The organism is Neisseria weixii, assembly GCF_042658245.1.
In the GTDB taxonomy this organism is placed as follows: Bacteria; Pseudomonadota; Gammaproteobacteria; order Burkholderiales; family Neisseriaceae; genus Neisseria; species Neisseria weixii.
In genome coordinates, this window is sequence record NZ_JBHSPY010000013.1 from 1 (window position 1) to 24,527 (window position 24,527).

A 24,527-nucleotide genomic window follows, 5' to 3' on the forward strand; every position below is an offset into this window, starting at 1 on the left:
ACGGCGCAGCATTTGGCCGCCTTGCAGCAATTCGGGGTGTTGCCGGAACACCGCGAAGACTTTGCGCCGGTCAGGGCATTGTTGGCGCAAGGAAGGTAGCTGTTTATCCTTGCGGGAGAAAAAGATATGGAGTAGCTGATGACGGAGACCACCGATCTCAATTCACCACCATGCTGTGAGTCAAAGGCAGCAATGAAGGCATGAGCCGTACAAAAAGGGGCTGAATACCAAGCTGCATCTGGCGTTGGATACCCACGGGATACCGGTGAAATTCTTGCTAAGAGAAGGCAGTGCGACAGATTGTCTGTTTGCCTAAGTATTGATTGCCGGTACGGCAGCCGACGATCTGGTGGCCGATAAAGCTGATGGCACCGATGCACTCAGGAATTTGGCGGCTTCAGCGGGCATGGATGCCGTTATTCCGACCAAGGCCAACCGCAAGGAGCGACTGTTTTTTGACCGCTATCTGTACCGTTACCGCCATTTGGTGGGGAACTGCTTTGGGGATTTCAGAACGCTGACGGGGCATTGCCACGCGTTATTCGAAGAGGTTGGCTTTATTTGCTGCGGTAATAGAAATCCGGATTATTGCGATATGGTTGAAAATATTGTGGCTACACTACCTAATGGATGGTGTTAAAAAATGACGGTGCTCTCTCCCCGTCATTTGTTTTGTGGATATTATTGTGGCTGCAATGTTTATTTATCAAACAATCAGTGATCGACCACAATGCCTTTGTTTTCACCGGCTGCTTTTTCAGCATCCAATTTCTTTTGCAGCGTGTCGCAAGGCGTGTCGCAATCGCACATTTTTTCCATGCCCAAGGCGGAAATGCCGCCGCAGCTGCCTTTAATCGAGCGTTTGGAGAAAATGTAGCCGACTGCCATGCCTAAAATCACCAGCAGGAAAATGCCGAAGGTTAATAAGAGGGTTTTCATGATGCGGGTTCCAAGGTTAAATTAATTAAGTAATTTTTTGAATGCGCTTGACATTTCGGTTTTGTAGCCGTTACCGTCGTAGATGATTAAGAATACTGCCAAACCGTGTTGCTCGGCAAGTGCCAGAGCTTTTTCTTCGCCCAAGACGAATAAACCGGTGGACAGGCCGTCGGCAGTGGTGGCGTTATCGGCAATCACGCTGATGGACGCAAGCTTGTGGCGAATCGGTGCGCGCGTTTGCGGATTGATGATGTGGGAAAGGCGGTTGCCGTTCGCATCTAAGTGGAAATTACGGTAATCGCCCGAAGTAGCCAAAGATTGGTTATCCAACGGCACAATAATCTGAGTACCACTGCCTTGAATCATATTCGGCTGTTCAATGCCCACGCGCCAAGCTTCTCCGGAAGCATTGCGGCCTTTGCCGTGTAATTCGCCGCCTATTTCTACCAAATAGTTGCGAATACCTGATTTTTCAAGGTGTTGGGCTACTTTGTCCACGCCGAAACCTTTGGCGATGGAGGACAAATCCAAATAAACACCGGCCTGGGTTTTGGCGAGCGTGGCAGATTCACCATCGTTAGCCAATACGACTTTATCGATGCCGACTGCTTGCGCGGCTTGGTCGATTTCGGCTTTGCCGGGCGAGTAGGTGATTTCTTTATCCGGCCCGAACCCCCATAAATTCACCAAAGGCCCAACGGTAACGTCTAACGCGCCTTGGGTCATTTGGTTTAAACGTATGGCTTCAGCGATAACATCAGCAAAATCTTGGGAAATCTTGAGCGGGCGGTAGGTTTCGCGCAGTTGGTTAAATTGGCTGATTTCCGAATCTGCTTGATAGGTCGACATTTGGCGGTTGACTTCTTGCAGCACATTGTCAATTTGTGCCTGCATGATTTCCGGTTTAGGCAAATCAAGGCTGTCTGAAAGGTATTTGACGGTGTAAGTCGTGCCCATCGTTTCGCCTTGTAGCGTGACCGTTTGCGCTTGTTTGCCGCATGCAGCGAGCAAAAACAACATGGTACCAAAAAATAGTAGATAGAGAGATTTCAACATAGGCATGGGTATGCGACAAAATTTTTCAGACGGCCTATTGTAACGTAAAATGAACACCAACGGGCTGCTCTTAAGGACGCTGGGAGCGGTGGAAAATCGGTTTAAAAAGACCGTTTGAGTCTTTGAGGCGCTAATATGTGGGCAGTTTGTCTGGATTTGGCTTTCGCGGCAGGAGTGGCTTCGGCCATGCAGGCGGCGATTAATACGCAACTGGCGCGGTCAATGGGTGGCGAAACCTTAATTGCCACCTTGATTTCGTTTGTCGTGGGCACGGTGGCCTTGTTTTTCATCACATGGGACAAAACGGATTTGTTCGGTTATTTGGCCATCGGACAGCAGTCTTGGTGGAAATTAAGCGGCGGTTTGATCGGCGTGATGTTTGTGTTCACCAGCGTATTGCTGGCACCTAAATTGGGCATTGCGAATATGCTGTTTGTCATCATCATCGGGCAGTTGCTGGCCGCGGCGGTGATTGACCATTACGGCCTGATCGGTATGGCCGTGCAGGAAATGACGATGCCGAAATTAATCGGTTTGGTGGTGATGGGGGTGGGGTTAGCGTTGTTTTCGTTTGGCGATAAGGTTTGGAAGTAGTTGATATTTGATTTAAAGTGTGAGGCCGTCTGAAAGGCTTTCAGACGGCCTGCAAATAAAAAAGGAAGAAACCGAAGTTTCTTCCTTTTTTGTTAGCCGCCGAAATCGTCCAGCAGGATGTTTTCGTCTTCTACGCCCAAGTCTTTGAGCATTTTAATCACGGCCTGGTTCATCACCGGCGGGCCGCACATGTAGAATTCGCAATCTTCAGGGGCTTCGTGGTTTTTCAGGTAGTTCTCATACAAGACATTGTGAATGAAGCCTGTGTAACCATCCCAATTGTCTTCCGGCAGTGGGTCGGAGAGGGCAACGTGCCATTCGAAGTTGTCGTTTTCTGCAGCCAGTTCGTCGAAATCCTCCACGTAGAACATTTCGCGTTTCGAACGTGCGCCGTACCAGAATGAGATTTTGCGTTTAGATTTCAGACGGCGTAATTGGTCGAAAATATGAGAACGCATGGGTGCCATACCGGCACCGCCGCCGATGAACACCATTTCGGCATCAGTATCTTTGGCAAAGAATTCGCCAAACGGGCCGGAAATCGTTACTTTGTCACCCGGTTTCAATGACCAGATATAAGAAGACATTTGACCCGGAGGCGCATCAGGTTCGCGTGGCGGCGGGGTAGCGATACGCACGTTGAGCATGATGATGCCTTTTTCTTCCGGATAAGAAGCCATGGAGTAGGCACGCAGAATCGGCTCATCTACTTTAGAAACATAACGCCACAGGTCGAATTTGTCCCAATCTTCGTGGTATTCTTGCGGAATGTTGAAGTCTTTGTAGGCCACGGTGTGCGCCGGAGCTTCGATTTGGATGTAGCCGCCGGCGCGGAAAGGTACTTCTTCGCCTTCGGGAATAGCCAACTTCAGCTCTTTAATGAAAGTGGCTTTGTTGTCGTTGGAGATAACGGTGCATTCCCATTTCTTCACGCCGAACACTTCTTCCGGCACTTCGATGTCCATATCGGCTTTGACGTTTACCTGACAAGACAAACGGCAGCCTTCGCGCGCTTCACGTTTGTTGATGTGAGAGAGCTCGGTCGGCAGAATGTCGCCGCCACCACTCTTCACGATCACTCGACATTGGCCGCAAGAGCCGCCGCCGCCACAGGCGGAAGGAATGAAGATGCCTTCGTTGGCCAGTGCGCCCAAGAGTTTTCCGCCCGCAGGCATGGTCAACTCTTTTTCGCCGTTGACTTTAATAGTGATGTCGCCTTCGTTCACCAATTTTGATTTGGCAAAAAGAATCATCAATGCCAAAGCCAAAACAATGACGGTAAACATCACAATACCTAAAATAATTTCCATTGTGTGTCTTCCTTATAACTGAATGCCGGAGAACGACATAAAGGCTAAAGCCATTAAGCCGGCGGAAATAAAGGTAATGCCCAGCCCCTTTAAACCGTTAGGTACGTCGGCATATTTCAGTTTTTCAGTAATACCGGCTAAGGCAACAATGGCCAACATCCAGCCTAAGCCTGCGCCAAAGCCGTAAACGATGGATTCGCCAAAGTTATATTCGCGCTGAACCATAAATGACACGCCACCGAAAATGGCACAGTTTACGGTAATCAGCGGTAGGAAAATACCAAGCGCGTTGTAGAGGGCCGGGAAGAATTTGTCCAGAATCATTTCCAAAATTTGCACCAATGCGGCAATGACACCGATAAAGGTGATGAATTTCAAGAACGTCAAATCCACGCCTTCAATAATCGCTCCCTCTTTTAAAAGCGTATAAACCAATTGGTTGGCAGGTACGGAGATGGTCAAAACCACAGTTACGGCAATGCCCAAACCGAAAGCGGTGGATACTTTTTTGGATACGGCCAAAAAAGTACACATGCCCAAGAAGAAGGCTAAGGCCATATTTTCAATGAATACGGACTTAACCAATAAGCTCAGATAATGTTCCATGGATTATTTCTCCACCTGTTCAGGTTTCCAAGTGCGGATGGCCCAGACCAGGAAACCGATAATAAAGAATGCGCTCGGTGCTAGCAGGAACAAGCCGTTGGCCTGATACCAACCACCGTCTTGAATGGTTTGGAATACGGTCATGCCGAACAATTTGCCCGAACCGATCAATTCACGCAAGCTGGCCACGATGATCAAAATCAAGCCATAGCCCAAGCCGTTGCCGAAACCGTCGACAAAGCTTTCCAGCGGCGGCTCTTTCATCGCAAATGCTTCCGCGCGGCCCATTACGATACAGTTGGTAATAATCAGTCCCACGAATACCGATAACTGCTTGGACAATTCGTAAGCAAATGCCTGCAAAACCTGGTCAACCAAGGTCACCAATGAGGCAATAATCGCCATCTGCACGATAATACGGATGCTGTTGGGGATGTAATTGCGCACCAGCGAGATAAACAGGCTGGAGAAACCGGTTACAAAAGCCACGGAAATACCCATGACGATGGCGGTTTCCAATTTGGTGGTCACGGCCAGTGCCGAACAAATACCCAATACTTGCAGCGCAATCGGGTTATTGTCGACAAATGGGGAAAACATTAAATGTTTCAAACGTTTGGTATCAGCCATTATTCTGCTCCTGCTTTCAGTTTGGCTAAATAAGGTTTATAACCGTTTTCGCCAAACCAGTAATCGAACGTACCTTGCACGCCTTTGGTGGTCAGGGTTGCGCCGGACAAACCGTCTACGCCGTGTTCTTGATCGGCGCCTGCGCCTTTACCGACACGGATGGCAACGTTGTCTTGCTCGTTGTAGAGTTTTTTGCCGACAAATTTTTGCTGCCACAAAGGATTGGCGATTTCGCCACCCAAGCCCGGGGTTTCACCCTGCTCGTAGTAGGTGATGCCGTTGAGCGTGTTGCCGTCGGGTTTCACTGATACAAAACCATACATCACTGACCACAAACCATTACCGTGCATGGGCAGAACGATTTGTTCTACTTTGCCGCCTTCGTCTTTCACCAAATAAACATCGGCGAGTTTGGCGCGGGTTTTGATACCGGCCAAATCGTCTTCAGGGGCAATGCGCACGTTTTGCTGCGGATCTTTGGCCGCGCTGCGGGCATCGAAGCCTTCCGGTGGATTGTCAACGTACTCACCGGTTGCCAAATCGACAACACGCGGTTCGATTCTTTCGGAATAGGTTTTGGCGATGTCGGTTTTCTCATCGAGCAAACCGGCTACGCTTAAGATGTAGCTTTGTTTGTCTTTGGCTTTTTGTTCAAGCTGTTTTGGTTTGAGGCCAACAGCAGAACCGGCCACCACCACAGAACAAACCAAGCTTACCACAATCACGACGGCCAGCGTGCCGCCGAAGCTGTCTTTATTGAATTTAGCCATTGGTGCGCGCCTTTCTGCGTTTGATGTTCGCTTGTGCGACGATGTAGTCGAAAATCGGGGCAAACAGGTTGGCAAACAGGATGGCCAACATCATGCCTTCCGGATAGGCCGGGTTAACCACGCGGATTAACACGGCCATCACACCGATTAATGCGCCGTACCACCATTTACCGGTGTTGGTAAACGAAGCAGAAACCGGATCGGTTGCCATAAACAGCATACCGATGGCAAAACCGCCCAATACCAAATGCCAGTACCAAGGCATGGCAAACATCGGATTGGTGTCGGAGCCGATGGCGTTAAACAGCAAGGAAGTGGCAATCATACCGATCATCACGCCGACAATAATGCGCCAAGAAGCGATGCGGGCGAACACAATCATCAAACCGCCGATAATCAGGGCGATGGTTGATACTTCGCCAACCGAGCCCGGCATATTACCGATGAAAGCATCCATCCAAGTAATCGGCTGGCCGGTGGCAACGTTTTTCAAACCGGCCATGCCGTCTGAAGCCCATTGCGCCAAAGCGGTTGCACCTGAGTAGCCGTCAACGGCAGTCCATACTTTATCGCCGCTGATGTTGGCAGGGTAAGCAAAGAACAGGAATGCACGGCCTGCCAGCGCCGGATTCATGAAGTTTTTGCCGGTGCCGCCGAACACTTCTTTCGCCACCACCACACCAAAGGTAATACCCAAGGCGGCCTGCCACAACGGCAGGGTAGGGGGAACAATTAAGGCAAACAGAATCGAAGTGACGAAGAAGCCTTCGTTGATTTCATGTTTGCGGATCATGGCAAACAATACTTCCCAGAAGCCGCCCACGATAAATACGGTGGCGTAAATCGGCACAAAGAAAATCGCACCGAAGAGCATTTTGCTCAACCAGCCCGCATCCGCAGCCATATTGATACCCAGCGCATTGGCTAAGGCATAATGCCAATCATTGGCGATGCTTTGTTGCAATAATTCAGGTGTCAACACGCCGAATGCTTGCGCACCCACGTTGTACATACCGTAGAACATGGCCGGGAACAGTGCCAGCCATACCATAATCATCATACGCTTGGAGTCGAGCGCATCGCGGACGTGTGCTGCTTTGCGCGTTACCGCACCTTGCGTATAGAAAATCGTTGCCGCCGCTTCATACAGCGCGTACCACTTTTCGTGTTTGCCGCCCGGCAGGAAGTGCGGTTCGATTTTTTCCAAAAAATGTTTCAAGCCCATAATCAGCCTTCCTTCTCAATAGTATCCAGCACTTTGCGCAACAGCGGGCCGTATTCGTATTTGCCCGGGCAAACGAAGCTGCACAAGGCCAAATCTTCTTCGTCCAATTCCAGACAACCCAAGGCTTGCGCGCCGTCGGTGTCGCCGACAATCAAATCACGCAGAAGTAAGGTCGGCAGGATATCGAGCGGCATGATGCGTTCATATGTGCCGATTGGTACCATGGCGCGGTCGCCACCGTTGACGGCCGTGTTGAACTTGAAGAGTTTGCTTTTGAGAAAATGACCGAGTGTGGTGCGGGTAATGGTGTATTTCTCAGCTTGCGGTGCAATCCAGCCGAAAAATTCTTTGTGGCGGCCTTCTTCCAACACCGACACTTGATTGTGATAACGGCCGAGATAGTCGTGCGGTCCGGTGGCGATGCCGCCGTTTAACACGGAGCCGGAAATCACGCGGTTATCGGCATTGACCAATTCGCCGGCGGTAAGTTGGGAAAGGTTGGCACCCAACACGGTACGCAACAGACGCGGTTTGTTGACCTGCGAACCGCCCAAAGCGACGACGCGTTCGGTATTCAGACGGCCTGTGGTAAACAGTTGGCCGATGGCAATCACATCTTGGTAGTTGATGGTCCACACGGTTTTGTTCGCGCCGACCGGTTCGATAAAGTGGATATGCGTGCCGCTCAAACCGGCCGGATGCGGGCCGTCGAATTCGTGCACAGCAATATTGGCTGCGCTTTCAGACGGCACATTGGCACCGGCTGCTTTGCACACATGAACCGTACGTTCAGTCAATCGGCTCAATACGCGCAAGCCGTTGGTAAAGTCAGCCGCTTTCTCGGCGATGATTACGGTCGGGTCGGCAGCCAAAGGGTTGGTGTCCATGGCGTTCACAAAAATCGCCGCAGGGTTGGCATCAACCGCAGGCGTTTTGCTGAACGGGCGGGTACGCAAGGCAGTCCACAAGCCTGATTGAATCAGATTTGCGCGCACTTCATCACCGCTTAAACCCGATAAAGCTTCGGCAGAATATTGCTTGAAGGTGATTTCATCGCTGCCTGCAACGGAAATGACCACAGATTGCAATACGCGTTTTTCACCACGGTTAATCGCCGTGATGGTGCCTGAAGCCGGAGCGGTAAACACCACGCCCGGATTTTTCTTGTCTTCAAACAATACTTGGCCTTTTTTGACGACATCGCCTTCCTTGACTTTCATCGAGGGGCGCATGCCGACATACTCTTCGCCAAGCAACGCGACTTCGGTAATGGCCGGACCATCATAGATGGTTTGCTCCGGTCGGCCTGCAATAGGCAGGTCTAAGCCTTTTTTTATCTTAATCATAGAGATGCGTTACTTCTTACTAGGTTAAAAAAAACGGGCAAGCCGATGGCGTTGAGTCTGGCCACCGACGTCGGTATTTGGAATGACGACACATTTCCTTTAAAATCAAATAAATTTATTCGATTATCAGCTTGATGATTAATCGTTGTTTTTATTGTTAAATAATAGATTATTGCTGGTTGGGGCCGTCTGAAACTGCGTTTTAAAGAAAGAGCAATTTAAAAATATTCAAATGGATGAACAAATAAAATCTTTCGGATTTTAACAGGAATGGATGGTTTTTTGTCACATTCCGCCAGATTTTTTCACTTATAAGGCTAATTCAGTAAGCCATAATAACTAATAAATTATAATAAAAATCATATCTTAAGAAACGATACGGCCGTAAAACGTTTGAGGCACGTCTGAAAAGGTGGTCAGATTATTAAAGCAGGCCAAGAAAAATAAGACTAAACTAAACCAGTATCCCAATCGGAGAATCATCATGGTAAACAATACGCTGCTCAATCACGGTAAATTAGGCATGGGAACATGGCACCTCGGCGATTACGCTGCCTCGCGCCAAGAAGAAATTGCCGCATTGCGCTACGGTTTGGAACACGGCGTGTCGATTATCGATACTGCCGAAATGTATGGCAACGGACGCTCGGAAAATCTAGTTGGCGAGGCGATTCAGCCTTTTGCTCGCGACAGCATTTATTTGATTTCCAAAGTGTTGCCGAGCAATGCCAACCGCCACAATTTGGAGTGCAGCTTGGATGCCTCATTGCGCCAACTTCAAACCGATTATTTGGATATGTATCTTTATCATTGGCGCGGTGCCACGCCGTTGGCCGAAACGGTCGAATTAATGGAAAACATGGTGCAAAAAGGCAAAATCAAAGCGTGGGGCGTGTCGAACTTTGATTTGGAAGATATGCAGGAATTGCACGAAGCCGGCGGCATCCATTGCGAAACCAATGAAGTGTTGTATCATTTGGGCTCACGCGGTATCGAGTTTGCGCTGAAGCCATGGCAGGATGCTAACGCGATTTCTACTATTGCCTACTGTCCGCTGGCGCAGGCGGGTGATTTGCAGGACGATTTGCTGCGCCACCCGGCTGTTCGCCAGGTGGCGGCTGAGCTCAATATCAGCGTGTATCAAGTGTTGCTGTGTTTTACTTTGGCGCAGTCAAACATGGTATCGATTCCGCGCACCGGCAAAACGGCGCATATGAAAGAATTGGTCGATTGCTTGGATATTTGTTTGTCGCCCGAGCAATATGCGGTTTTGGACGAAGCCTATCCGGCACCACAATGGCGCGTACCGTTGGATATTCAATAATCAAAAGATTTAATAATAAAGGCCGTCTGAAACATTCATTTTCAGACGGCCTTTATTATTGACACCATCAATCTTTCAAACGGAATTCGGCCGCGCGCGCATGGGCGGTGAGCATTTCGCCGTGTGCCAAAATGCTGGCGGTTTTGCCCAGTTTTTGCGCGCCCGCTTCGGATACCTGAATCAGGCTCGAGCGTTTTTGGAAATCGTAGGTGCCCAAGGGCGACGAGAAACGGGCGGTGCGGCTGGTGGGCAGCACGTGGTTGGGGCCGGCGCAATAGTCGCCCAAGCTCTCGCTGGTGTATCTGCCCATAAAAATCGCGCCGGCATGGCGGATTTTCTTCGCCCATTGATCGGCGTTTTCCACCGATAATTCCAAGTGTTCGGGCGCAATATAGTTGGCGATTTCGCAGGCTTCGTCCAAATCTTTTGTCAACACAAACGCACCGCGGTTGCCCAGCGAGGCTTCGATAATGTCGCGGCGCGGCATTTCTTCAATCAGTTTGTCCATCGCCGTTTTCACTTCGTCCAAATACGTTTGTGAAGTGGCAATCAGAATGGCTTGGGCGATTTCGTCGTGTTCGGCCTGGCTGAACAAATCCATCGCCACCCAATCGGCGGGCGTGCTGCCGTCGGCAATCACCAGAATTTCAGACGGCCCGGCCACCATGTCTATGCCCACCACGCCGAACACGCGGCGTTTGGCGGCGGCCACAAAAGCATTGCCGGGGCCGGTGATTTTATCGACCTGCGGCACGGTTTCGGTGCCGTAAGCCAGCGCGGTCACGGCTTGCGCGCCGCCAATAGTAAACACTTTGGTTACGCCCGCCACATAAGCCGCCGCCAGCACAATGTCGTTGCGTTCGCCTTTCGGGGTCGGCACCACCATGATGATTTCTGGCACGCCGGCCACGTGCGCGGGCATGGCGTTCATAATCACCGAGCTGGGATAGGCCGCTTTGCCGCCGGGCACATAAATGCCGACGCGGTCGAGCGCGGTGATTTGCTGGCCCAACAGCGTGCCGTCTTCATCGGTGTATGTCCACGATTCCAGTTTTTGGCGTTGGTGGTAGCTTTCCACGCGCGCGGCGGCGGTTTTCAAGGCCGTCTGAACATTTTCGGGCAGGCGTTCGAAGGCGTTTTTCAAATCTTCTTGGCTTAAGGTTAAATCGGCGAAGGTTTGTGCCGCCGTGCCGTCGAATTTATTGGTGTATTCGATTACAGCCGCATCGCCGCGCTTTTGCACGTCGGCGCAGATGTCGGCCACGATTTGGTCGATTTTCGGGTCTTGCGCGGTTTCAAAAGCCAGCAGCGCTTTGAGTTCGGCTTGGAAATCGGGGGATTGGGTGTTGAGGTATTTCATGTTTATCCTATTCTGTTGATCTATTGCGTAATTTTTACATTTTGGGCAAACGTTTTTCCTTCGCAGCCGAAGAACTCTATCCAACCTGTATGTATACTTCAAATCGCTCTTGATACGGATGTATGCCCAAATGTTTCAGGATTAAAGTCTGAGTCAGCTTGCTTAAATACGGGAACATACTTTGACTAATTCCGGCTTTCTTTCAGAATCAGCATATTGGCTGATAATGCTTTGGACTATACGGATAAAGCGCCTGTCACTTTGACGACGGACAAAAAACTATGACTATTGTTTTTTTGTTTTAATTCCAGTAATGGTAGGCTGTGAATTAAATCGGTCAGCTTTGGAAAACCATCGCTACGTTGATCGAAGTCTGGGCTGATTTTACGAATATAATTACCTACGGCAGCCACTGCTCCAGTCCCCATAAATTCGTTTAACACTGACAATGCCGTATTGGGCAATTTCTGTAAGTAGCGGCTCAATAATATTTGAATTGGCATTGTCAGCAGTAATTAAAACAACTGGTTTTTTGTTATATATTTTGATTGCTGTCCTTTTAAGGCCGTCTGAAAAATATTATTTTCCGCCGTTTACCGCGCCGGAAAAGGCTTGGATAATCGGCTCAAGCAGGGTGTGTTTGGTTTTCAGTGCAGCTTTGTTGACCACCAAGCGGCTGGAAATATCGACGATGTGTTCCACGGCTTCAAGATTGTTGGCTCTGAGCGTGCCGCCGGTGGAAACCAAATCGACAATCGCATCGCTCAAACCAACCAGCGGCGCAAGTTCCATCGAGCCGTAAAGTTTGATGATGTCGACGTGAACACCTTTGGCGGAGAAATGTTCCGCCGCGATATTCGGGTATTTGGTAGCAATGCGTAAACGGCTGCCAGGATGGGAAACGCTTTTGTAATCAAAGCCTTTACGCACGGCAACCATCATGCGGCATTTGGCAATCTGTAAATCGAGCGGCTGATATAAACCGTCGCCGCCGTGTTCGATTAAGACGTCTTTGCCGCCAATGCCGAAATCGGCCGCGCCGTATTGTACATAAGTTGGCACGTCGCTTGCGCGTACAATCACCAAACGAATATTGTCGTGATTGGTGCCGATGATGAGTTTGCGTGATTCTTCAGGGCTTTCGGTTGGGACGATACCGGCAGCAGCCAGCAAGGGAAGGGTTTCTTCAAAAATCCGGCCTTTGGAGAGGGCAATGGTTAATGCGTTGTCAGTCATTGTGGGTTCTGTTCTGTTTGGGGGTGTATGGATAGCGAAAGGCCGTCTGAAAAAAGTTTTCAGACGGCATGGATTATAATAAAGTGCGAATGTCGGCGGCAACGGCATCAGGCTCGGTGCCGTATGGGGAAAAGATGGCAACTTCGCCTTCTTTATCAATTAGATACGCGCCTGAGGTGTGGTCGACCAGATAGTTGGTGCTGTCTTCTTTTTGGTTGACTTTGGCAGATACCACGCGGTATTGCTGCTTAATCAACGGCAGGGCTTGGCCTTCGGTGGCGGTAATGCCGATGAAATCAGGGTGGAATTGTTTGGCGTATTTGCCGATCAGCTCCGGCGTGTCGCGTTCAGGGTCAACACTGGCGAATACGACTTTGACGTTTTTGGCATCGTCCCCCAGTTGTTTTAAAGTGTCGCTGTAGGTCAGCAATTCAGTCGGGCAAACGTCAGGGCAGTGGGTGTAACCAAATGAGAGCACCACCACATTGCCTTTCAAATCGCTTAATTTAAATGGCTTGCCGTCCCCATCGGTCATTTCAAAATCGCCGCCGATGTCTTCTTTGCGCATATCGGTGCCGTTGATTTGACCCGGCACAACCGCTTTTCCGGCAGGTGCGGCTTTGGCGCTTTGTGCAGTAGAAGCAGGCGCTTCAGGTGCTTTGGGTGCAGCTTCTTCTTTAGGTTGGCACGCAGCCAGAGCAGCTAAGGTAAAAACGCTGAATACAAATTTTTTGGCTGTGATGGGCATGGTATTCTCCGATTTGGTTTAGTAATTGGTGAAACAACATATCCGTATCTTAACGCTTTTGCCCGCTGAAATGTAGCAGTTTATAGAGAATTTTATAGAAAATTTATCAAAAATTGATCTATTTTGATCTATTTTAATGATAGATGCGCATTTGGGCTGCGTATAAGCGTCGAATAAAATTTTCATTTGATAAATATAATTTCATTTTTAATCAATAAATTGTCATTTAATTGTCAAAAAAATCATTCGAAGCACTTTACAAGTTTTTTATGCCGGCTATAATAGCGACTTCTTCACCGCCCAGGTGGCGAAATTGGTAGACGCAGGGGACTCAAAATCCCCCGCCGCAAGGTGTGTCGGTTCGAGTCCGACCCTGGGCACCAAATTCTGGAAACGGTCGCTTTTAAGCGGCCGTTCTTGTTTTTGCGTTATAAAAACATAATATTTTAGGGGCTGTACTAGATAACAAGAATAAATTCTGCTTTACTAATTGTTTTAAAATAGAAATTTGAACTTTTATTTCAATGTGGTTAAAATGCCATTCACATTCCTTCAAATACAGCCCAAAATGTTCTTTGGGAATGCCGTTAAACTTACGTAAGCGGCGTTTTGCCTGATTCCAAAAGTTCTCAATTCCGTTGATGTGATTTTGCCGATCAGCAAAGTGAGTGCTGTGATTGATGCGAAAGTGGCTAAACTCACTCACATCAAGTACGTCATAGCTTTTGTAACAATCAGTGTAAACAATACTGTCAGGCTTTACTTGCTCACGTATTACCGGCAATAAAGTATTGGGCACGGCAACGGTGCAAACCTTGCCGTTGCGCTTCAGAAGCCCGAATACAGCGACTTTGCCGGCTGCACCGCGACCGCGTTTGTCTTTGCGCTGTCCGCCAAAACAGCTTTCATCAACTTCTACTCCGCCATCAGACATTTCCGGATGCGGGCTGTTATGGAAAATCAGTACGCGCAAACGATGAAAGCAATAGGCTGCCGTGTTTTTATTAACACCGGCTAATTGAGCTGCAGTACGGGCAGTAACACCCGCAATAAACAGTTCAATTAGTTTGTTTTGCTTGTACTGACTTAAACGGCTTCTTCTCATAGGGATTATTCTAACCTGAAATTAGATTTCCCTAGTTATCTAGTACAGCCCTATATTTTATTTCATCATTATTTTTGGGAGTGGCATTCATTTGCCAGCGGGAAATCTGTCAAATTTTATTTCCACGGATTTCATCATGAAAAAACAATTCTCTACTTTGTGGTCATTGCTGCAAAGATTCTTTTTATATTTAATCATGGCTTGTTTATTATTGGCCAATGCCGGCTGCGGTAGTTCTTCATTGCATGTGGCTGCTTTGCCGGTACAAGTCAAACATAATGGCCTGATGCTGGATAACGCGCGCCGTTATTATTCGGTGGCGGTGATCAAGCAATATATCGACACGCTCGCTGAAAATGGTGGCGGTTTTCTACATCTGCATTTTTCCGATCATGAGAACTATGGATTGGAAAGTGAGTTGTTGAATCAAAAAGCAGTGGATGCAGACGTTTCAGACGGCCTTTACCGCAATCCGCAAACCGGCAAACTTTTTTTGAGCGATGCGCAGTTGGGCGAAATTGTGGCCTATGCGCATGAAAAGAAGATTGAATTGATACCGGAGTTGGGTAGTCCGAACCATATGAACGGTATTTTTACGCTACTCACGCATCATCGCGGCGCAGATTATGTGCGGTCGATCAAATCAAAGGTGGTGGATGATGAAATCGACATTACTAATCCGCAAAGTATCGCTTTGGTTGAATCCTTAATGGCGGAAGTGATGGCTAAATTCCCGTACAGCAAACGTTTTCATATCGGTGGTGATGAGTTCGGCTACAGCGTAGAAAGTCATCCTGAGTTTGTTGCTTATGTAAACCGGCTGGCTGATTTTCTCAATCGCAGAGGTTGGAAAACCCAGATGTGGAATGATGGTTTGATTAAGCAAAGTTTGACCGATTTAAACCGACAAATTGAAGTGACCTATTGGAGCTACGACGGGAATGCGCAAGATAAAACGGAACGTAGTAAACGCCGCAATCTGCGTGCCAGTATGCCGGAATTGATTGAAGCCGGTTTTAAAGTGTGGAACTACAATTCCTATTATCTTTATTTTATCCCCGGCCCGGATGTCGGTTCTTCGCACGATACCGATTACGCCATTCGTGATGTCGAGCAGCATTGGAACTTAGGTGTGTGGGATGATGCCAACAGTAAAAACGCCTTATCTCAATCGCAACAACAAGCGATAGGCGGAGCGGCTTTGGCGGTGTGGGGCGAGCATTCCGATTCATTAAGCGGCCAAGACGTGTTTAGCCGTACGGAAAAATTATTGAAAGCTGTGTTGGCTAAGGCGAATCGTCGCAATCATGATTAATAAACAGGCCGTCTGAAAATTTAAAAATTTCAGACGGCCTGTTATTATCCTTTGAGTGTTTATTCAAACTGTAGACAATTACGGTATGACAATTAGAAAAGTATAGCCGATTTGTGGATATTTATTTTATAAAAATCAAACAGTAATTAAATTTAATAAAAATAATGTTAAAAGACGAAAATTTTGTCTTGCCTGAAAACGCAGATTAGGTTATCGTTGGGCTTCTTCATTTTCATAAACTCTGAGCCTTAATCCAATTGTCCGAACGGATTGGCTGTCGTCGTGTCCTAGCAATGTGCGTACCCTAAACCGCTACTTGATAGGCTTGCATTACAGGTGCTGTGACGAAGCTGCTGTTGCTGTTGGTTTAACGCCCTATAAAAGAGGTTGTTATGCAATTATCAGGCGCACAAATCATTGTGCAAAGTCTCAAGGCAGAAGGCGTTGAATACGTTTTCGGCTATCCGGGCGGCGCAGTTCTCGAAATCTACGATGCCATCTACCAGCTCAATAAATTCCAGCACATCCTGACCAGACACGAACAGGCAGCCGTTCATGCAGCCGATGCGTATGCGCGTACCAGCGGCAAGGTTGGCGTGGCTTTAGTGACATCCGGCCCTGGTGCGACCAACGCGGTGACCGGTATCGCTACGGCCTATTCGGATTCGATTCCGATGGTTATCATCACCGGTCAGGTCGGTACGCCAGCCATCGGCAGCGATGCTTTTCAGGAAGTTGACACCATCGGCATTACCCGTCCGTGTGTGAAACACAATTTCTTGGTGACCGACATCAACGATTTGGCCAATACCATCAAAAAAGCGTTCCAAATCGCCGCCGGCGGCCGTCCCGGCCCCGTGGTAATCGATGTGCCGAAAGACGTGACGCAGGCGATGGCAAAATTCAGCTATCCGCAAGAAGATATTTTCATCCGCTCTTATCAGCCGGTGGTGCAAGGTCACACCGGTCAGATTAAAAAAGCGGTGCAGATGTTTGCTTCTGCCAAACGCCCGATTATCTATTTCGGCGGCGGTATCGTATTGGGTAATGCCAGCCAAGAGTTGGTCGAATTGGTACACGCTACCGGTGCGCCATGCGTCGGTACCTTAATGGGTTTGGGCGCAGTACCTTCCAGCGACCGTCAATATCTCGGCATGCTGGGCATGCACGGTACCTACGAAGCCAACTTGGCCATGCAGGATGCCGATGTGGTGTTGGCCGTGGGTGCGCGCTTTGATGACCGCGTGGTGTCTGTGCCATCCAAATTCTTGGAAAAACCGAAAAAAATCATTCATGTCGATGTTGACCCGTCCAGTATTGCCAAGCGCGTTAAAGCCGATATTCCGATTGTGGGCGATGTGAAAAATGTATTGGCCGAAATGGTGTGCCTGGTGAACAAGCAGCAATCCGTACCGAGTCGCGAGCATTTGGATAAATGGTGGAAAAACATCGAATCATGGCGCAGTCGCGACTGCTTGTGGTTTGAACAAGACGAAGAAACCATCAAGCCGCAGTTTGTGGTGAAAAAATTGGCGGAAATCACCAATAATTCGGCCATTATTACATCCGACGTGGGGCAGCACCAAATGTTTGCCGCCCAATATTACCCGTTTGAGCGTCCGCGCCAATGGTTGAATTCCGGCGGTTTGGGCACGATGGGTGTCGGTTTGCCTTATGCAATGGGTGCGAAACTGGCGGCACCGGAGCAGGATGTATTCTGTATCACCGGCGAAGGGTCGATTCAGATGAATATCCAAGAATTATCGACCTGCTTCCAATATAAAATACCGCTTACCGTTGTGACCCTGAATAACGGTTATCTCGGTATGGTGCGCCAATGGCAGGAGCTTTACTACAGCAACCGCGAATCGGAAACTTATTTTGATTCATTGCCGGATTTTGTGAAGCTGGCTGAGGCTTACGGCCACGTGGGTATCCGTGTGACCAAGCCGTCTGAAGTGGAAGACGCGATTCGCCAAGCCCTGCAGCACAACCGCGAAGGTCGCTTGGTGTTTATGGATTTCATCACCGATAAAAAACAAAACGTGTTCCCGATGGTGGGCAACGGCAAAGGTCTTGATGAGATGGTGTTGCCGGTGCATATGCGCGAAACCAAAGCCGACAGCGACGTAAACGATGTTAACGATCGTGATTACGATACAAGGAGCGTGCCATGAGACACATTTTGTCCATTCTGATGGAAAACGAATCCGGTGCGATGAGCCGTGTGGTCGGCCTGTTTTCAGCGCGCGACTACAACATCGATTCATTGTCGGTGGCTGCAACGGAAGACAAAACCTTGTCGCGCATGACCATCGTCACCCACGGTGACGACAGCGTGCTAGAGCAGATTACCAAGCAGTTGAACAAGCTGGTCGAAGTGATTAAAGTGGTCGATTTGAACGAAAGCCGTTTTGTCGAACGCGAATTGATGTTGGTGAAAGTGCGTGCTGCCGGCAAAGACCGCGATGAATTTGTTCGCCTGACTGAGATTTACCGTGGTCATGTGGTTGACGTGACTGATCGCAGCTACACCATAGAAATCACCGGCTCCAGCGACAAATTGGATTCTTTCTTAGAAACCGTAGGGCGCGCACAAATTTTGGAAACTGTACGCACGGGCGCAGCCGGTATTGGCCGCGGCGAACGTATTTTGAAAATTTGATACCATGCTTTTCAGACGGCCTGTTAAAAGATTCGAGGCCATCTGAAAGCCAATACACGAGAATTTGAGATGTCGATTATTAAGATTGTTGCGTTGATTACTGTAAAACCTGAATACCGAGAAACATTGTCTGCCCAATTCATGCAGTTGGTTCAAGCCAGCCGTGCCGAAACGGGGAACAACAGCTATGATTTGCATCAGGACATCCAAAATCCCAACCGCTTTGTTTTTGTTGAAAGTTGGCAATCGCAAGCAGCGGTGGATGAGCACAATGCCAGCGAGCATTTTCAGGCATTTGTCCAAGCCATCGACGGTAAAACCGATAATCTTGAAATCGTGATGCTCGAAGAACTCTCCATCTGATTTTTTAAAGTTAACTCAACAAACCTATTCAAATAAAAGGAATTGAAATGCAAGTTTATTACGATAAAGACGCCGACCTGTCATTAATCAAAGGCAAAACCGTTGCCATCATCGGTTATGGCTCGCAAGGTCATGCCCACGCTGCCAACCTGAAAGATTCAGGCGTAAACGTGGTAATCGGTTTGCGTCAAGGTACTTCTTGGGACAAAGCCGTTAAAGCCGGCCATAACGTGAAAACCGTTGCCGAAGCCACTAAAGATGCCGATGTTGTGATGATTTTGTTGCCGGATGAAAACCAGCCGGTTGTGTACAAAAACGAAATTGCGCCTAACCTGAAAGACGGTGCGGCTTTGGCGTTTGCTCACGGATTCAACGTGCACTACAACCAAATCGTGCCGCCATCAAACGTAGACGTAATCATGGTTGCGCCTAAAGGCCCTGGCCACACGGTACGCAGCGAGTTCTTGAAAGGCGGTGGCGTACCTTCATTGATCGCTGTTTATCAAGACAATTCCGGTAAAGCGCGCGACATCGCCTTGTCTTATGCAGCGGCCAATGGCGGCACCAAAGGCGGCGTGATTGAAACCAATTTCCGCGAAGAAACCGAAACCGACTTGTTCGGTGAGCAAGCCGTATTGTGTGGCGGTGCGGTTGAATTGGTGAAATGTGGTTTTGAAACTTTGGTTGAAGCCGGTTACGCTCCGGAAATGGCTTACTTCGAGTGCTTGCACGAATTGAAACTGATTGTAGATTTGATGTATGAGGGCGGTATTGCCAACATGAACTACTCAATTTCGAATAATGCCGAGTACGGTGAATACGTGACCGGCCCTGAAGTGGTGACTCCGGCTACCAAAGAAGCCATGAAGAAAGCCTTGTACCGCATTCAATCCGGTGAATACGCGAAAATGTTTATCCAAGAAGGAGCGGCCAATTACGCTTCGATGACTGCCCGTCGCCGCTTGAATGCTGATCACCAAATCGAGAAAGTCGGCGCGCAATTGCGTTCGATGATGCCTTGGATTGCGAAAAACAAATTGGTAGATTTGGACAAAAACTAATTTTTACCCGCGAGCAAAAAATGCCGTCTGAACATTTCAGACGGCATTTTTCCTGGTCAATCATTTAAATACATTTAACTTATATCAAGGCCGTCTGAAAAAACCATTGGTAGTATTTTTAGACGGCCTATTGATTATTCGATCATATTAAATGAAATTTGATTGAAATAAAATGAACTTTATAGGCCGATATGGGAAGTTAATCAATTATTCCTGATTCATAGCGTTATTTGTATCTGCTTTAGCTATAAAGAATTATTGAACCAATATAAATACACTTTAAGCTTTGTAAGCTTGACATATATCAAATTATGGATACTGAATGATTCATATAATATTATTGTTTTGAGTAATCGAGTCATCAGGGATAGGTTATGTCCGGGTTTGACAGGGATAGAGCAGAGGATAGCAGCCTGCTCAAGCGGATGGTTACAGTAGCGCTGGCTTTGGTTTTGATGATGATCAGTCTGCCGGCTCATGCGGAACGTCTGCCGGAATTTTTGAGCAAAGTACAGCCATCTGAAATTTTTCCGACGGCCGACCGCTACGGTGAACCTGAAGGCAAGCCGATGGTGGCGCGTGTGTACAAAGGTGATGAGCAACTGGGTTTGGTGTTCATCACCACCGATGTCGTGAATACACGCGGTTATTCGAGCAAACCCATCGATACCATGGTAGCCTTAGCCAATGACGGTACGATTGCCGGCGCCAAATTGGCGGCGCACAATGAGCCGATTATGCTTATCGGCATCCCGCAATCACGTGTCGATAAATTTATTGATGACTATATCGGCCTGAATTTCATTACCACACCACCGAAACCGGGCGTGGCGCCTTCCGATATTATTAGCGGTGCTACCGTGACGCTGATGGTGATTAACGACAGCATGCAGCGCTCGATTAAAGCCATTGCCCAACAATACCGACTTAGTACAGAAGCACCTACAGCGGCTGTGGCTGCTGTAGGTGCTTCTGCTGCCCAAACGGCTGCGGTGCAAACCCGTCCGCGCCGTGCTGTAGGTATGGACAAACAAGACATCCAATCATGGAATGCCTTGCTGGAACAAAAAGCCGTTACCAAGCTGCACATGACGGTGGACGAAGCCAATAAATTATTTGAACAAAGCGGCAAAGAAGGCGTTGCTGAACACACTGAAGAAGGGCCGGGCGATGATACTTTTGTCGATATGTATGTGGCGGTGGTGAGCCAGCCTTCCATCGGTAAAAGTTTATTGGGTGAATCAGGTTGGAACAATTTACAACGCCGTCTGAAACCGGGACAGCAAGCGATTATGGTGGCCGGTGAAGGGCGTTATTCTTGGAAAGGCTCGGGCTATGTGCGCGGAGGTATTTTTGATCGCATCGAGATGATTCAAGGTGACAACAGCTTCCGCTTTACCGATGCGCAACACGAGCGCGTAGTGGCTTTGGCGGCAGAAGGTGCGCCGGCATTTAAAGAAGTATCTTGGTTCACCATTCCGGAAGATGTGACATTTGATGCTGCCGAACCGTGGCGTTTGCAATTGATGATTCAGCGCGTATTGAGCGTGAACGACAAAGCGTTTGTCACTGCCGATTTGGCCTACGAATTGCCGCAAGGTTATTACGTTGACGATCCTGATGCCGAACCGGTCACCATCACCGCGCCGATTGAAGCACCTGCCGCCGAAGGCCGAAAATTGGCCAACCAAACCGCTGGCATTTTGGAAGCCGCAACCGATAACGGTGTATCCAGCCAATTGTGGAAACAGATTTGGCGGGTGAAAAAAGCGCAGATTATCGTGGTCGGCATTGCATTAACCATTTTGCTGCTGGTGTTCTTGTTCCAAGACTGGATTGTCCGCTATGAAAAATGGTATGACCGTTTTCGTATTGCCTTCCTAACCTTTACTTTGGTTTATATCGGCTGGTATGCACAGGCTCAATTGTCGGTGGTGAATACCTTGACGCTGTTTTCCGCCATTTTGACTGATTTCCACTGGGAATTCTTCCTAATGGATCCGCTGGTGTTCATTTTGTGGTTGTTTACGGCAGCGGCCATGTTGCTGTGGAACCGTGGCACTTTCTGCGGCTGGTTGTGTCCGTTTGGCTCTTTGCAGGAATTGACCAACCGCTTGGCGAAAAAATTGGGTGTGAAGCAAATTACCGTGCCGCATCTGCTGCACACACGCTTGAGCGCGATTAAATACGTGATTTTCTTCGGTTTGCTGGCGATTTCGCTCTACGACTTGGGCTTGGCCGAGCATTTTGCCGAAATCGAGCCGTTTAAAACCGCGATTATTTTGAAATTCATGCGCGAATGGTGGTTTGTATTGTTCGCTGTGGCATTGTTGGCAGCCGGTTTGTTTATCGAACGCTTCTTTTGCCGTTACTTATGCCCTTTGGGTGCAGCGATTGCGATTCCCGCACGCTTCCGTATTTTTGACTGGCTGCGCCGCTACAAAATGTGTGGTAACCCGTGTCAGATTTGTACGCACGAATGCCCGGTTCAAGCGATTGCGCCCGAAGGTGATATTCATCCGAACGAGTGTATTCAATGCCTTCACTGCCAAGTGATGTATCACCATGAAACACGTTGTCCGCAAGTAGTCGCGACCAACAAGAAAAAACAACGCCAAGCTGCGGCCAAATCGGAACATGAAGCCGAGCAAACCGCCAAGGCCAATGAGCATGTGGTGCACTTTGTGAAACCCGGTGCAAAAATCACTGTTGGAAAATGACGAGTCAGTTTCCCTTATCCCACGGTAGGCCGTCTGAAAAGACAAATACCGAATTTCATTCCAAGGAGAGTTTTATGTCAGACGAAAAATTAGAACAAAACGGCTTAAGCCGACGTTCATTCTTAGGTACTGCCGCAGCTTCCGGTGCCGGTATTGCCGGTGCGGGCTTGTTGGGTTTGGCCGGTTGTTCCAATGCTGAGAGCGATAAAGGCACGGCTTCCGGTGCCGGCAGTGCTGCACCGGCGGCCAAAGCGGATGCACACAGCAGCGAAGGCGGCCAGTCTATCCACGTAGGTCCGGGCGAACTGGATCAATACTACGGCTTCTTGTCAGGCGGACAATCCGGTGAAATGCGTTTAATCGGTCTGCCGTCTATGCGCGAGCTGATGCGCATACCGGTATTCAATATGGACAGCGCCACCGGTTGGGGCCGTACCAACGAGAGCCTGCGTATTTTGAACGAAAAAAATACGCCTGAAACCAATGCATTTTTGAAAGCCAGCGGTTTGCGCTGCCTCCCAAATGGCGATTTGCACCACCCTCACTTGTCGTTTACCGACCAAACGTACGATGGCCGCTATGCTTACGCTAATGATAAAGCCAACAATCGTGTGTGCCGCGTGGATTTGGGAATTATGAAAACCGACAAAATCGTTGAGATTCCGAATGCTTCCGGTATCCATGGTTTGCGTCCGCAACGTTATCCGAAAACCGGTTATGTATTTGCCAACGGCGAACATATCGTACCTGTCGACGGCTTCGGCGGCAAGGTGGACGATCCGAAAACCTGGTATTCGGTCTATACCGCCATCGACGGCGAAACCATGGACATTGCATGGCAGGTATTGGTAGACGGCAATTTGGACAATGGCGATGCCGACTACCAAGGCAAATATTCGTTCTCAACCTGCTACAACTCCGAGCGCGGTTTGACCGTGCAGGCTGCTTCCGCCAACGAACAGGACTGGGTAGTCGTGTTTGACTTGGCGGCGATTGAAGCGGGCATTAAAAACGGTGACTTTAAAGAGGTCAACGGTGTGAAAATGCTCGACGGCCGCGCCGAAGCCAATTCTAAATATACCCGCTACATTCCGGTGCCAAACTCACCGCACGGCTGTAATGCTTCGCCTGACGGCAAATACATCATGCTCAACGGCAAATTGTCTCCGACAGTGACCGTTTTGGACGTAAGCAAACTCGATGATTTATTTGCCGGTAAAATCCAGCCGCGCGATGTTGTCGTGGCCGAACCGCAATTGGGTTTAGGCCCGTTGCATACCGCATTTGACGGCCGTGGCAACGCCTACACCACTTTGTTTATCGACAGCCAAATGGCGAAATGGAACATCGAAGATGCGATTAAAGCTTATGCCGGAGAGAAAATCGATCCGATTAAGCAGAAAATCGATGTTCACTACCAACCGGGTCACAACCACACTACCATGGGCGAAACCAAAGAGGCTGACGGTAAATGGTTGGTATCTTTGAATAAATTCTCGAAAGACCGTTTCTTGAATGCCGGTCCGCTGAAGCCTGAGTGTGACCAATTGATCGACATTTCAGGCGACGAGATGAAATTGGTGCACGATAATCCGACTTTTGCCGAACCGCACGACTTCTGTTTGGTGGCCGCGTCTAAAGTAAACCCGGGCAAAACTTGGGATCGCACCAAACACGCCTGGTGGTGGAAAGATGCCGCCGACATGGCTGCCAAAGACGGCGTTGAGTTGGAAAAAGCCGCCAAAGTGGTGCGCGAAGGCAATAAAGTACGCGTGTATATGACTGCCGTTGCGCCTGCATTCAGCGTACCGCAATTTGAAGTGAATCAAGGTGATGAAGTAACTGTGGTCGTGACTAACGTCGAAACCATCGAAGACTTGACCCACGGCTTTACTTTGGAAGGCTATGGTATTGCCATGGAAGTCGGCCCGCAGCAAACCAGCTCGATTACCTTTACCGCCCACCGTCCGGGCGTACATTGGTACTACTGCCAATGGTTCTGCCACGCTTTGCACATGGAAATGTCAGGCCAAATGATTGTGAAACCAAAATAATCAAACCTGAGTAAAAGCAGGCCGTCTGAAACGGTAATTCCTTTTCAGACGGCCTTTATAACAAAGCCATTTGAAAATCAGACAGATGGTTTTGTTATAA

At 48.8% G+C, this 24,527-nt stretch carries 23 protein-coding genes, 1 tRNA gene and 2 pseudogenes; 12 read left to right on the plus strand and 14 right to left on the minus strand.

Annotation, left to right across the window (positions count from 1 at the left end; translation table 11 throughout):
• A pseudogene (gene rnhB, locus ACFPVS_RS07675) lies at positions 1-99 on the plus strand (ribonuclease HII); the annotation flags it as partial.
• Between the two features lie 220 nt (positions 100-319).
• On the plus strand, positions 320-640 hold the full coding sequence (locus tag ACFPVS_RS07680; protein ID WP_096294685.1) for a hypothetical protein: 321 nt from the start codon (positions 320-322) through the stop codon (positions 638-640).
• A gap of 74 nt (positions 641-714) precedes the next feature.
• On the opposite strand, the gene nqrM is transcribed toward ACFPVS_RS07680, so the two are convergent.
• Positions 715-939, minus strand: a complete 225-nt coding sequence (nqrM, locus tag ACFPVS_RS07685; protein WP_096294686.1) for a (Na+)-NQR maturation NqrM — start codon at positions 937-939, stop codon at positions 715-717.
• A 21-nt stretch (positions 940-960) separates the two neighbouring features.
• The gene (locus ACFPVS_RS07690) at positions 961-2,001 is read right to left on the minus strand and encodes an FAD:protein FMN transferase (protein WP_378595564.1); all 1,041 of its coding nucleotides are present in this window, start codon (positions 1,999-2,001) and stop codon (positions 961-963) included.
• A gap of 129 nt (positions 2,002-2,130) precedes the next feature.
• On the opposite strand from ACFPVS_RS07690, the gene ACFPVS_RS07695 reads away from it, so the two are divergent.
• On the plus strand, positions 2,131-2,589 hold the full coding sequence (locus ACFPVS_RS07695) for a DMT family transporter (RefSeq protein WP_096294687.1): 459 nt from the start codon (positions 2,131-2,133) through the stop codon (positions 2,587-2,589).
• A gap of 92 nt (positions 2,590-2,681) precedes the next feature.
• Here the strand turns inward: ACFPVS_RS07695 and nqrF are convergent, their stop codons facing one another.
• From nqrF to ACFPVS_RS07725, 6 genes are read right to left on the minus strand one after another with little or no spacing between them, the layout of a single operon-like run.
• Positions 2,682-3,899, minus strand: coding sequence for an NADH:ubiquinone reductase (Na(+)-transporting) subunit F (gene nqrF, locus ACFPVS_RS07700; RefSeq protein WP_096294688.1), 1,218 nt, complete (start codon positions 3,897-3,899; stop codon positions 2,682-2,684).
• 12 nt (positions 3,900-3,911) lie between these two features.
• A complete protein-coding gene (gene nqrE / locus ACFPVS_RS07705; protein ID WP_096294689.1) occupies positions 3,912-4,505 on the minus strand; it encodes an NADH:ubiquinone reductase (Na(+)-transporting) subunit E in 594 nt (197 codons plus the stop codon).
• A 3-nt stretch (positions 4,506-4,508) separates the two neighbouring features.
• Positions 4,509-5,135 carry an NADH:ubiquinone reductase (Na(+)-transporting) subunit D gene (locus tag ACFPVS_RS07710; RefSeq protein ID WP_096294690.1) on the minus strand — a complete coding sequence of 209 codons (627 nt, stop codon included), beginning with the start codon at positions 5,133-5,135 and terminating at the stop codon, positions 4,509-4,511.
• The gene (locus ACFPVS_RS07715) at positions 5,135-5,905 is read right to left on the minus strand and encodes a Na(+)-translocating NADH-quinone reductase subunit C (RefSeq protein ID WP_096294691.1); all 771 of its coding nucleotides are present in this window, start codon (positions 5,903-5,905) and stop codon (positions 5,135-5,137) included. Before ACFPVS_RS07715 ends, ACFPVS_RS07710 begins: the two co-directional genes overlap by 1 nt.
• Positions 5,898-7,130 carry an NADH:ubiquinone reductase (Na(+)-transporting) subunit B gene (locus ACFPVS_RS07720; RefSeq protein ID WP_096294692.1) on the minus strand — a complete coding sequence of 411 codons (1,233 nt, stop codon included), beginning with the start codon at positions 7,128-7,130 and terminating at the stop codon, positions 5,898-5,900. The genes ACFPVS_RS07715 and ACFPVS_RS07720 overlap by 8 nt, the downstream gene beginning before the upstream one ends.
• Before the next feature lie 2 nt (positions 7,131-7,132).
• The gene (locus ACFPVS_RS07725; protein WP_096294693.1) at positions 7,133-8,476 is read right to left on the minus strand and encodes a Na(+)-translocating NADH-quinone reductase subunit A; all 1,344 of its coding nucleotides are present in this window, start codon (positions 8,474-8,476) and stop codon (positions 7,133-7,135) included.
• A 484-nt stretch (positions 8,477-8,960) separates the two neighbouring features.
• Between ACFPVS_RS07725 and ACFPVS_RS07730 the strand changes: the two genes are divergently transcribed.
• Positions 8,961-9,800 carry an aldo/keto reductase gene (locus ACFPVS_RS07730; RefSeq protein WP_096294694.1) on the plus strand — a complete coding sequence of 280 codons (840 nt, stop codon included), beginning with the start codon at positions 8,961-8,963 and terminating at the stop codon, positions 9,798-9,800.
• A 67-nt stretch (positions 9,801-9,867) separates the two neighbouring features.
• Here ACFPVS_RS07730 and hisD read toward each other — a convergent pair whose 3' ends face one another.
• From hisD to ACFPVS_RS07755, 5 genes and pseudogenes are all read right to left on the minus strand, one after another.
• Positions 9,868-11,160, minus strand: a complete 1,293-nt coding sequence (gene hisD, locus ACFPVS_RS07735) for a histidinol dehydrogenase (RefSeq protein ID WP_123804174.1) — start codon at positions 11,158-11,160, stop codon at positions 9,868-9,870.
• A 236-nt stretch (positions 11,161-11,396) separates the two neighbouring features.
• Complete coding sequence (locus ACFPVS_RS07740) at positions 11,397-11,588, minus strand: OST-HTH/LOTUS domain-containing protein (protein ID WP_378595572.1); 192 nt, start codon at positions 11,586-11,588, stop codon at positions 11,397-11,399.
• Positions 11,569-11,709: pseudogene (locus ACFPVS_RS07745) on the minus strand (NYN domain-containing protein); the annotation flags it as partial. The gene ACFPVS_RS07740 and the pseudogene ACFPVS_RS07745, both read right to left, overlap by 20 nt.
• A gap of 30 nt (positions 11,710-11,739) precedes the next feature.
• On the minus strand, positions 11,740-12,396 hold the full coding sequence (gene hisG / locus ACFPVS_RS07750) for an ATP phosphoribosyltransferase (RefSeq protein WP_096294696.1): 657 nt from the start codon (positions 12,394-12,396) through the stop codon (positions 11,740-11,742).
• A 73-nt stretch (positions 12,397-12,469) separates the two neighbouring features.
• Positions 12,470-13,144, minus strand: coding sequence for an SCO family protein (locus ACFPVS_RS07755; protein ID WP_096294697.1), 675 nt, complete (start codon positions 13,142-13,144; stop codon positions 12,470-12,472).
• Positions 13,145-13,442: 298 nt separating this feature from the next.
• Between ACFPVS_RS07755 and ACFPVS_RS07760 the strand changes: the two genes are divergently transcribed.
• Positions 13,443-13,527: transfer RNA gene (locus tag ACFPVS_RS07760), tRNA-Leu, on the plus strand.
• A gap of 20 nt (positions 13,528-13,547) precedes the next feature.
• Here the strand turns inward: ACFPVS_RS07760 and ACFPVS_RS07765 are convergent.
• Positions 13,548-14,249: an IS1595 family transposase gene (locus ACFPVS_RS07765; protein WP_096294698.1), complete on the minus strand. Its 702-nt coding sequence runs from the start codon at positions 14,247-14,249 to the stop codon at positions 13,548-13,550.
• Between the two features lie 136 nt (positions 14,250-14,385).
• Between ACFPVS_RS07765 and ACFPVS_RS07770 the strand changes: the two genes are divergently transcribed.
• The 7 genes from ACFPVS_RS07770 (at position 14,386) to nosZ (ending at position 24,427) form a co-directional block, all read left to right on the plus strand.
• Positions 14,386-15,564: a family 20 glycosylhydrolase gene (locus ACFPVS_RS07770; RefSeq protein WP_096294699.1), complete on the plus strand. Its 1,179-nt coding sequence runs from the start codon at positions 14,386-14,388 to the stop codon at positions 15,562-15,564.
• Positions 15,565-15,956: 392 nt separating this feature from the next.
• Positions 15,957-17,741 carry a biosynthetic-type acetolactate synthase large subunit gene (gene ilvB, locus ACFPVS_RS07775; protein ID WP_096294700.1) on the plus strand — a complete coding sequence of 595 codons (1,785 nt, stop codon included), beginning with the start codon at positions 15,957-15,959 and terminating at the stop codon, positions 17,739-17,741.
• On the plus strand, positions 17,738-18,229 hold the full coding sequence (gene ilvN, locus ACFPVS_RS07780; protein ID WP_096294701.1) for an acetolactate synthase small subunit: 492 nt from the start codon (positions 17,738-17,740) through the stop codon (positions 18,227-18,229). Before ilvB ends, ilvN begins: the two co-directional genes overlap by 4 nt.
• A gap of 69 nt (positions 18,230-18,298) precedes the next feature.
• Complete coding sequence (locus tag ACFPVS_RS07785; RefSeq protein ID WP_096294702.1) at positions 18,299-18,592, plus strand: putative quinol monooxygenase; 294 nt, start codon at positions 18,299-18,301, stop codon at positions 18,590-18,592.
• 47 nt (positions 18,593-18,639) lie between these two features.
• Positions 18,640-19,653 carry a ketol-acid reductoisomerase gene (gene ilvC, locus ACFPVS_RS07790; RefSeq protein WP_096294703.1) on the plus strand — a complete coding sequence of 338 codons (1,014 nt, stop codon included), beginning with the start codon at positions 18,640-18,642 and terminating at the stop codon, positions 19,651-19,653.
• Between the two features lie 425 nt (positions 19,654-20,078).
• Positions 20,079-22,373, plus strand: a complete 2,295-nt coding sequence (locus ACFPVS_RS07795) for a NosR/NirI family protein (RefSeq protein WP_198345368.1) — start codon at positions 20,079-20,081, stop codon at positions 22,371-22,373.
• Positions 22,374-22,447: 74 nt separating this feature from the next.
• Positions 22,448-24,427, plus strand: coding sequence for a TAT-dependent nitrous-oxide reductase (gene nosZ / locus ACFPVS_RS07800; protein WP_096294704.1), 1,980 nt, complete (start codon positions 22,448-22,450; stop codon positions 24,425-24,427).
• Positions 24,428-24,527: the final 100 nt, after the last annotated feature.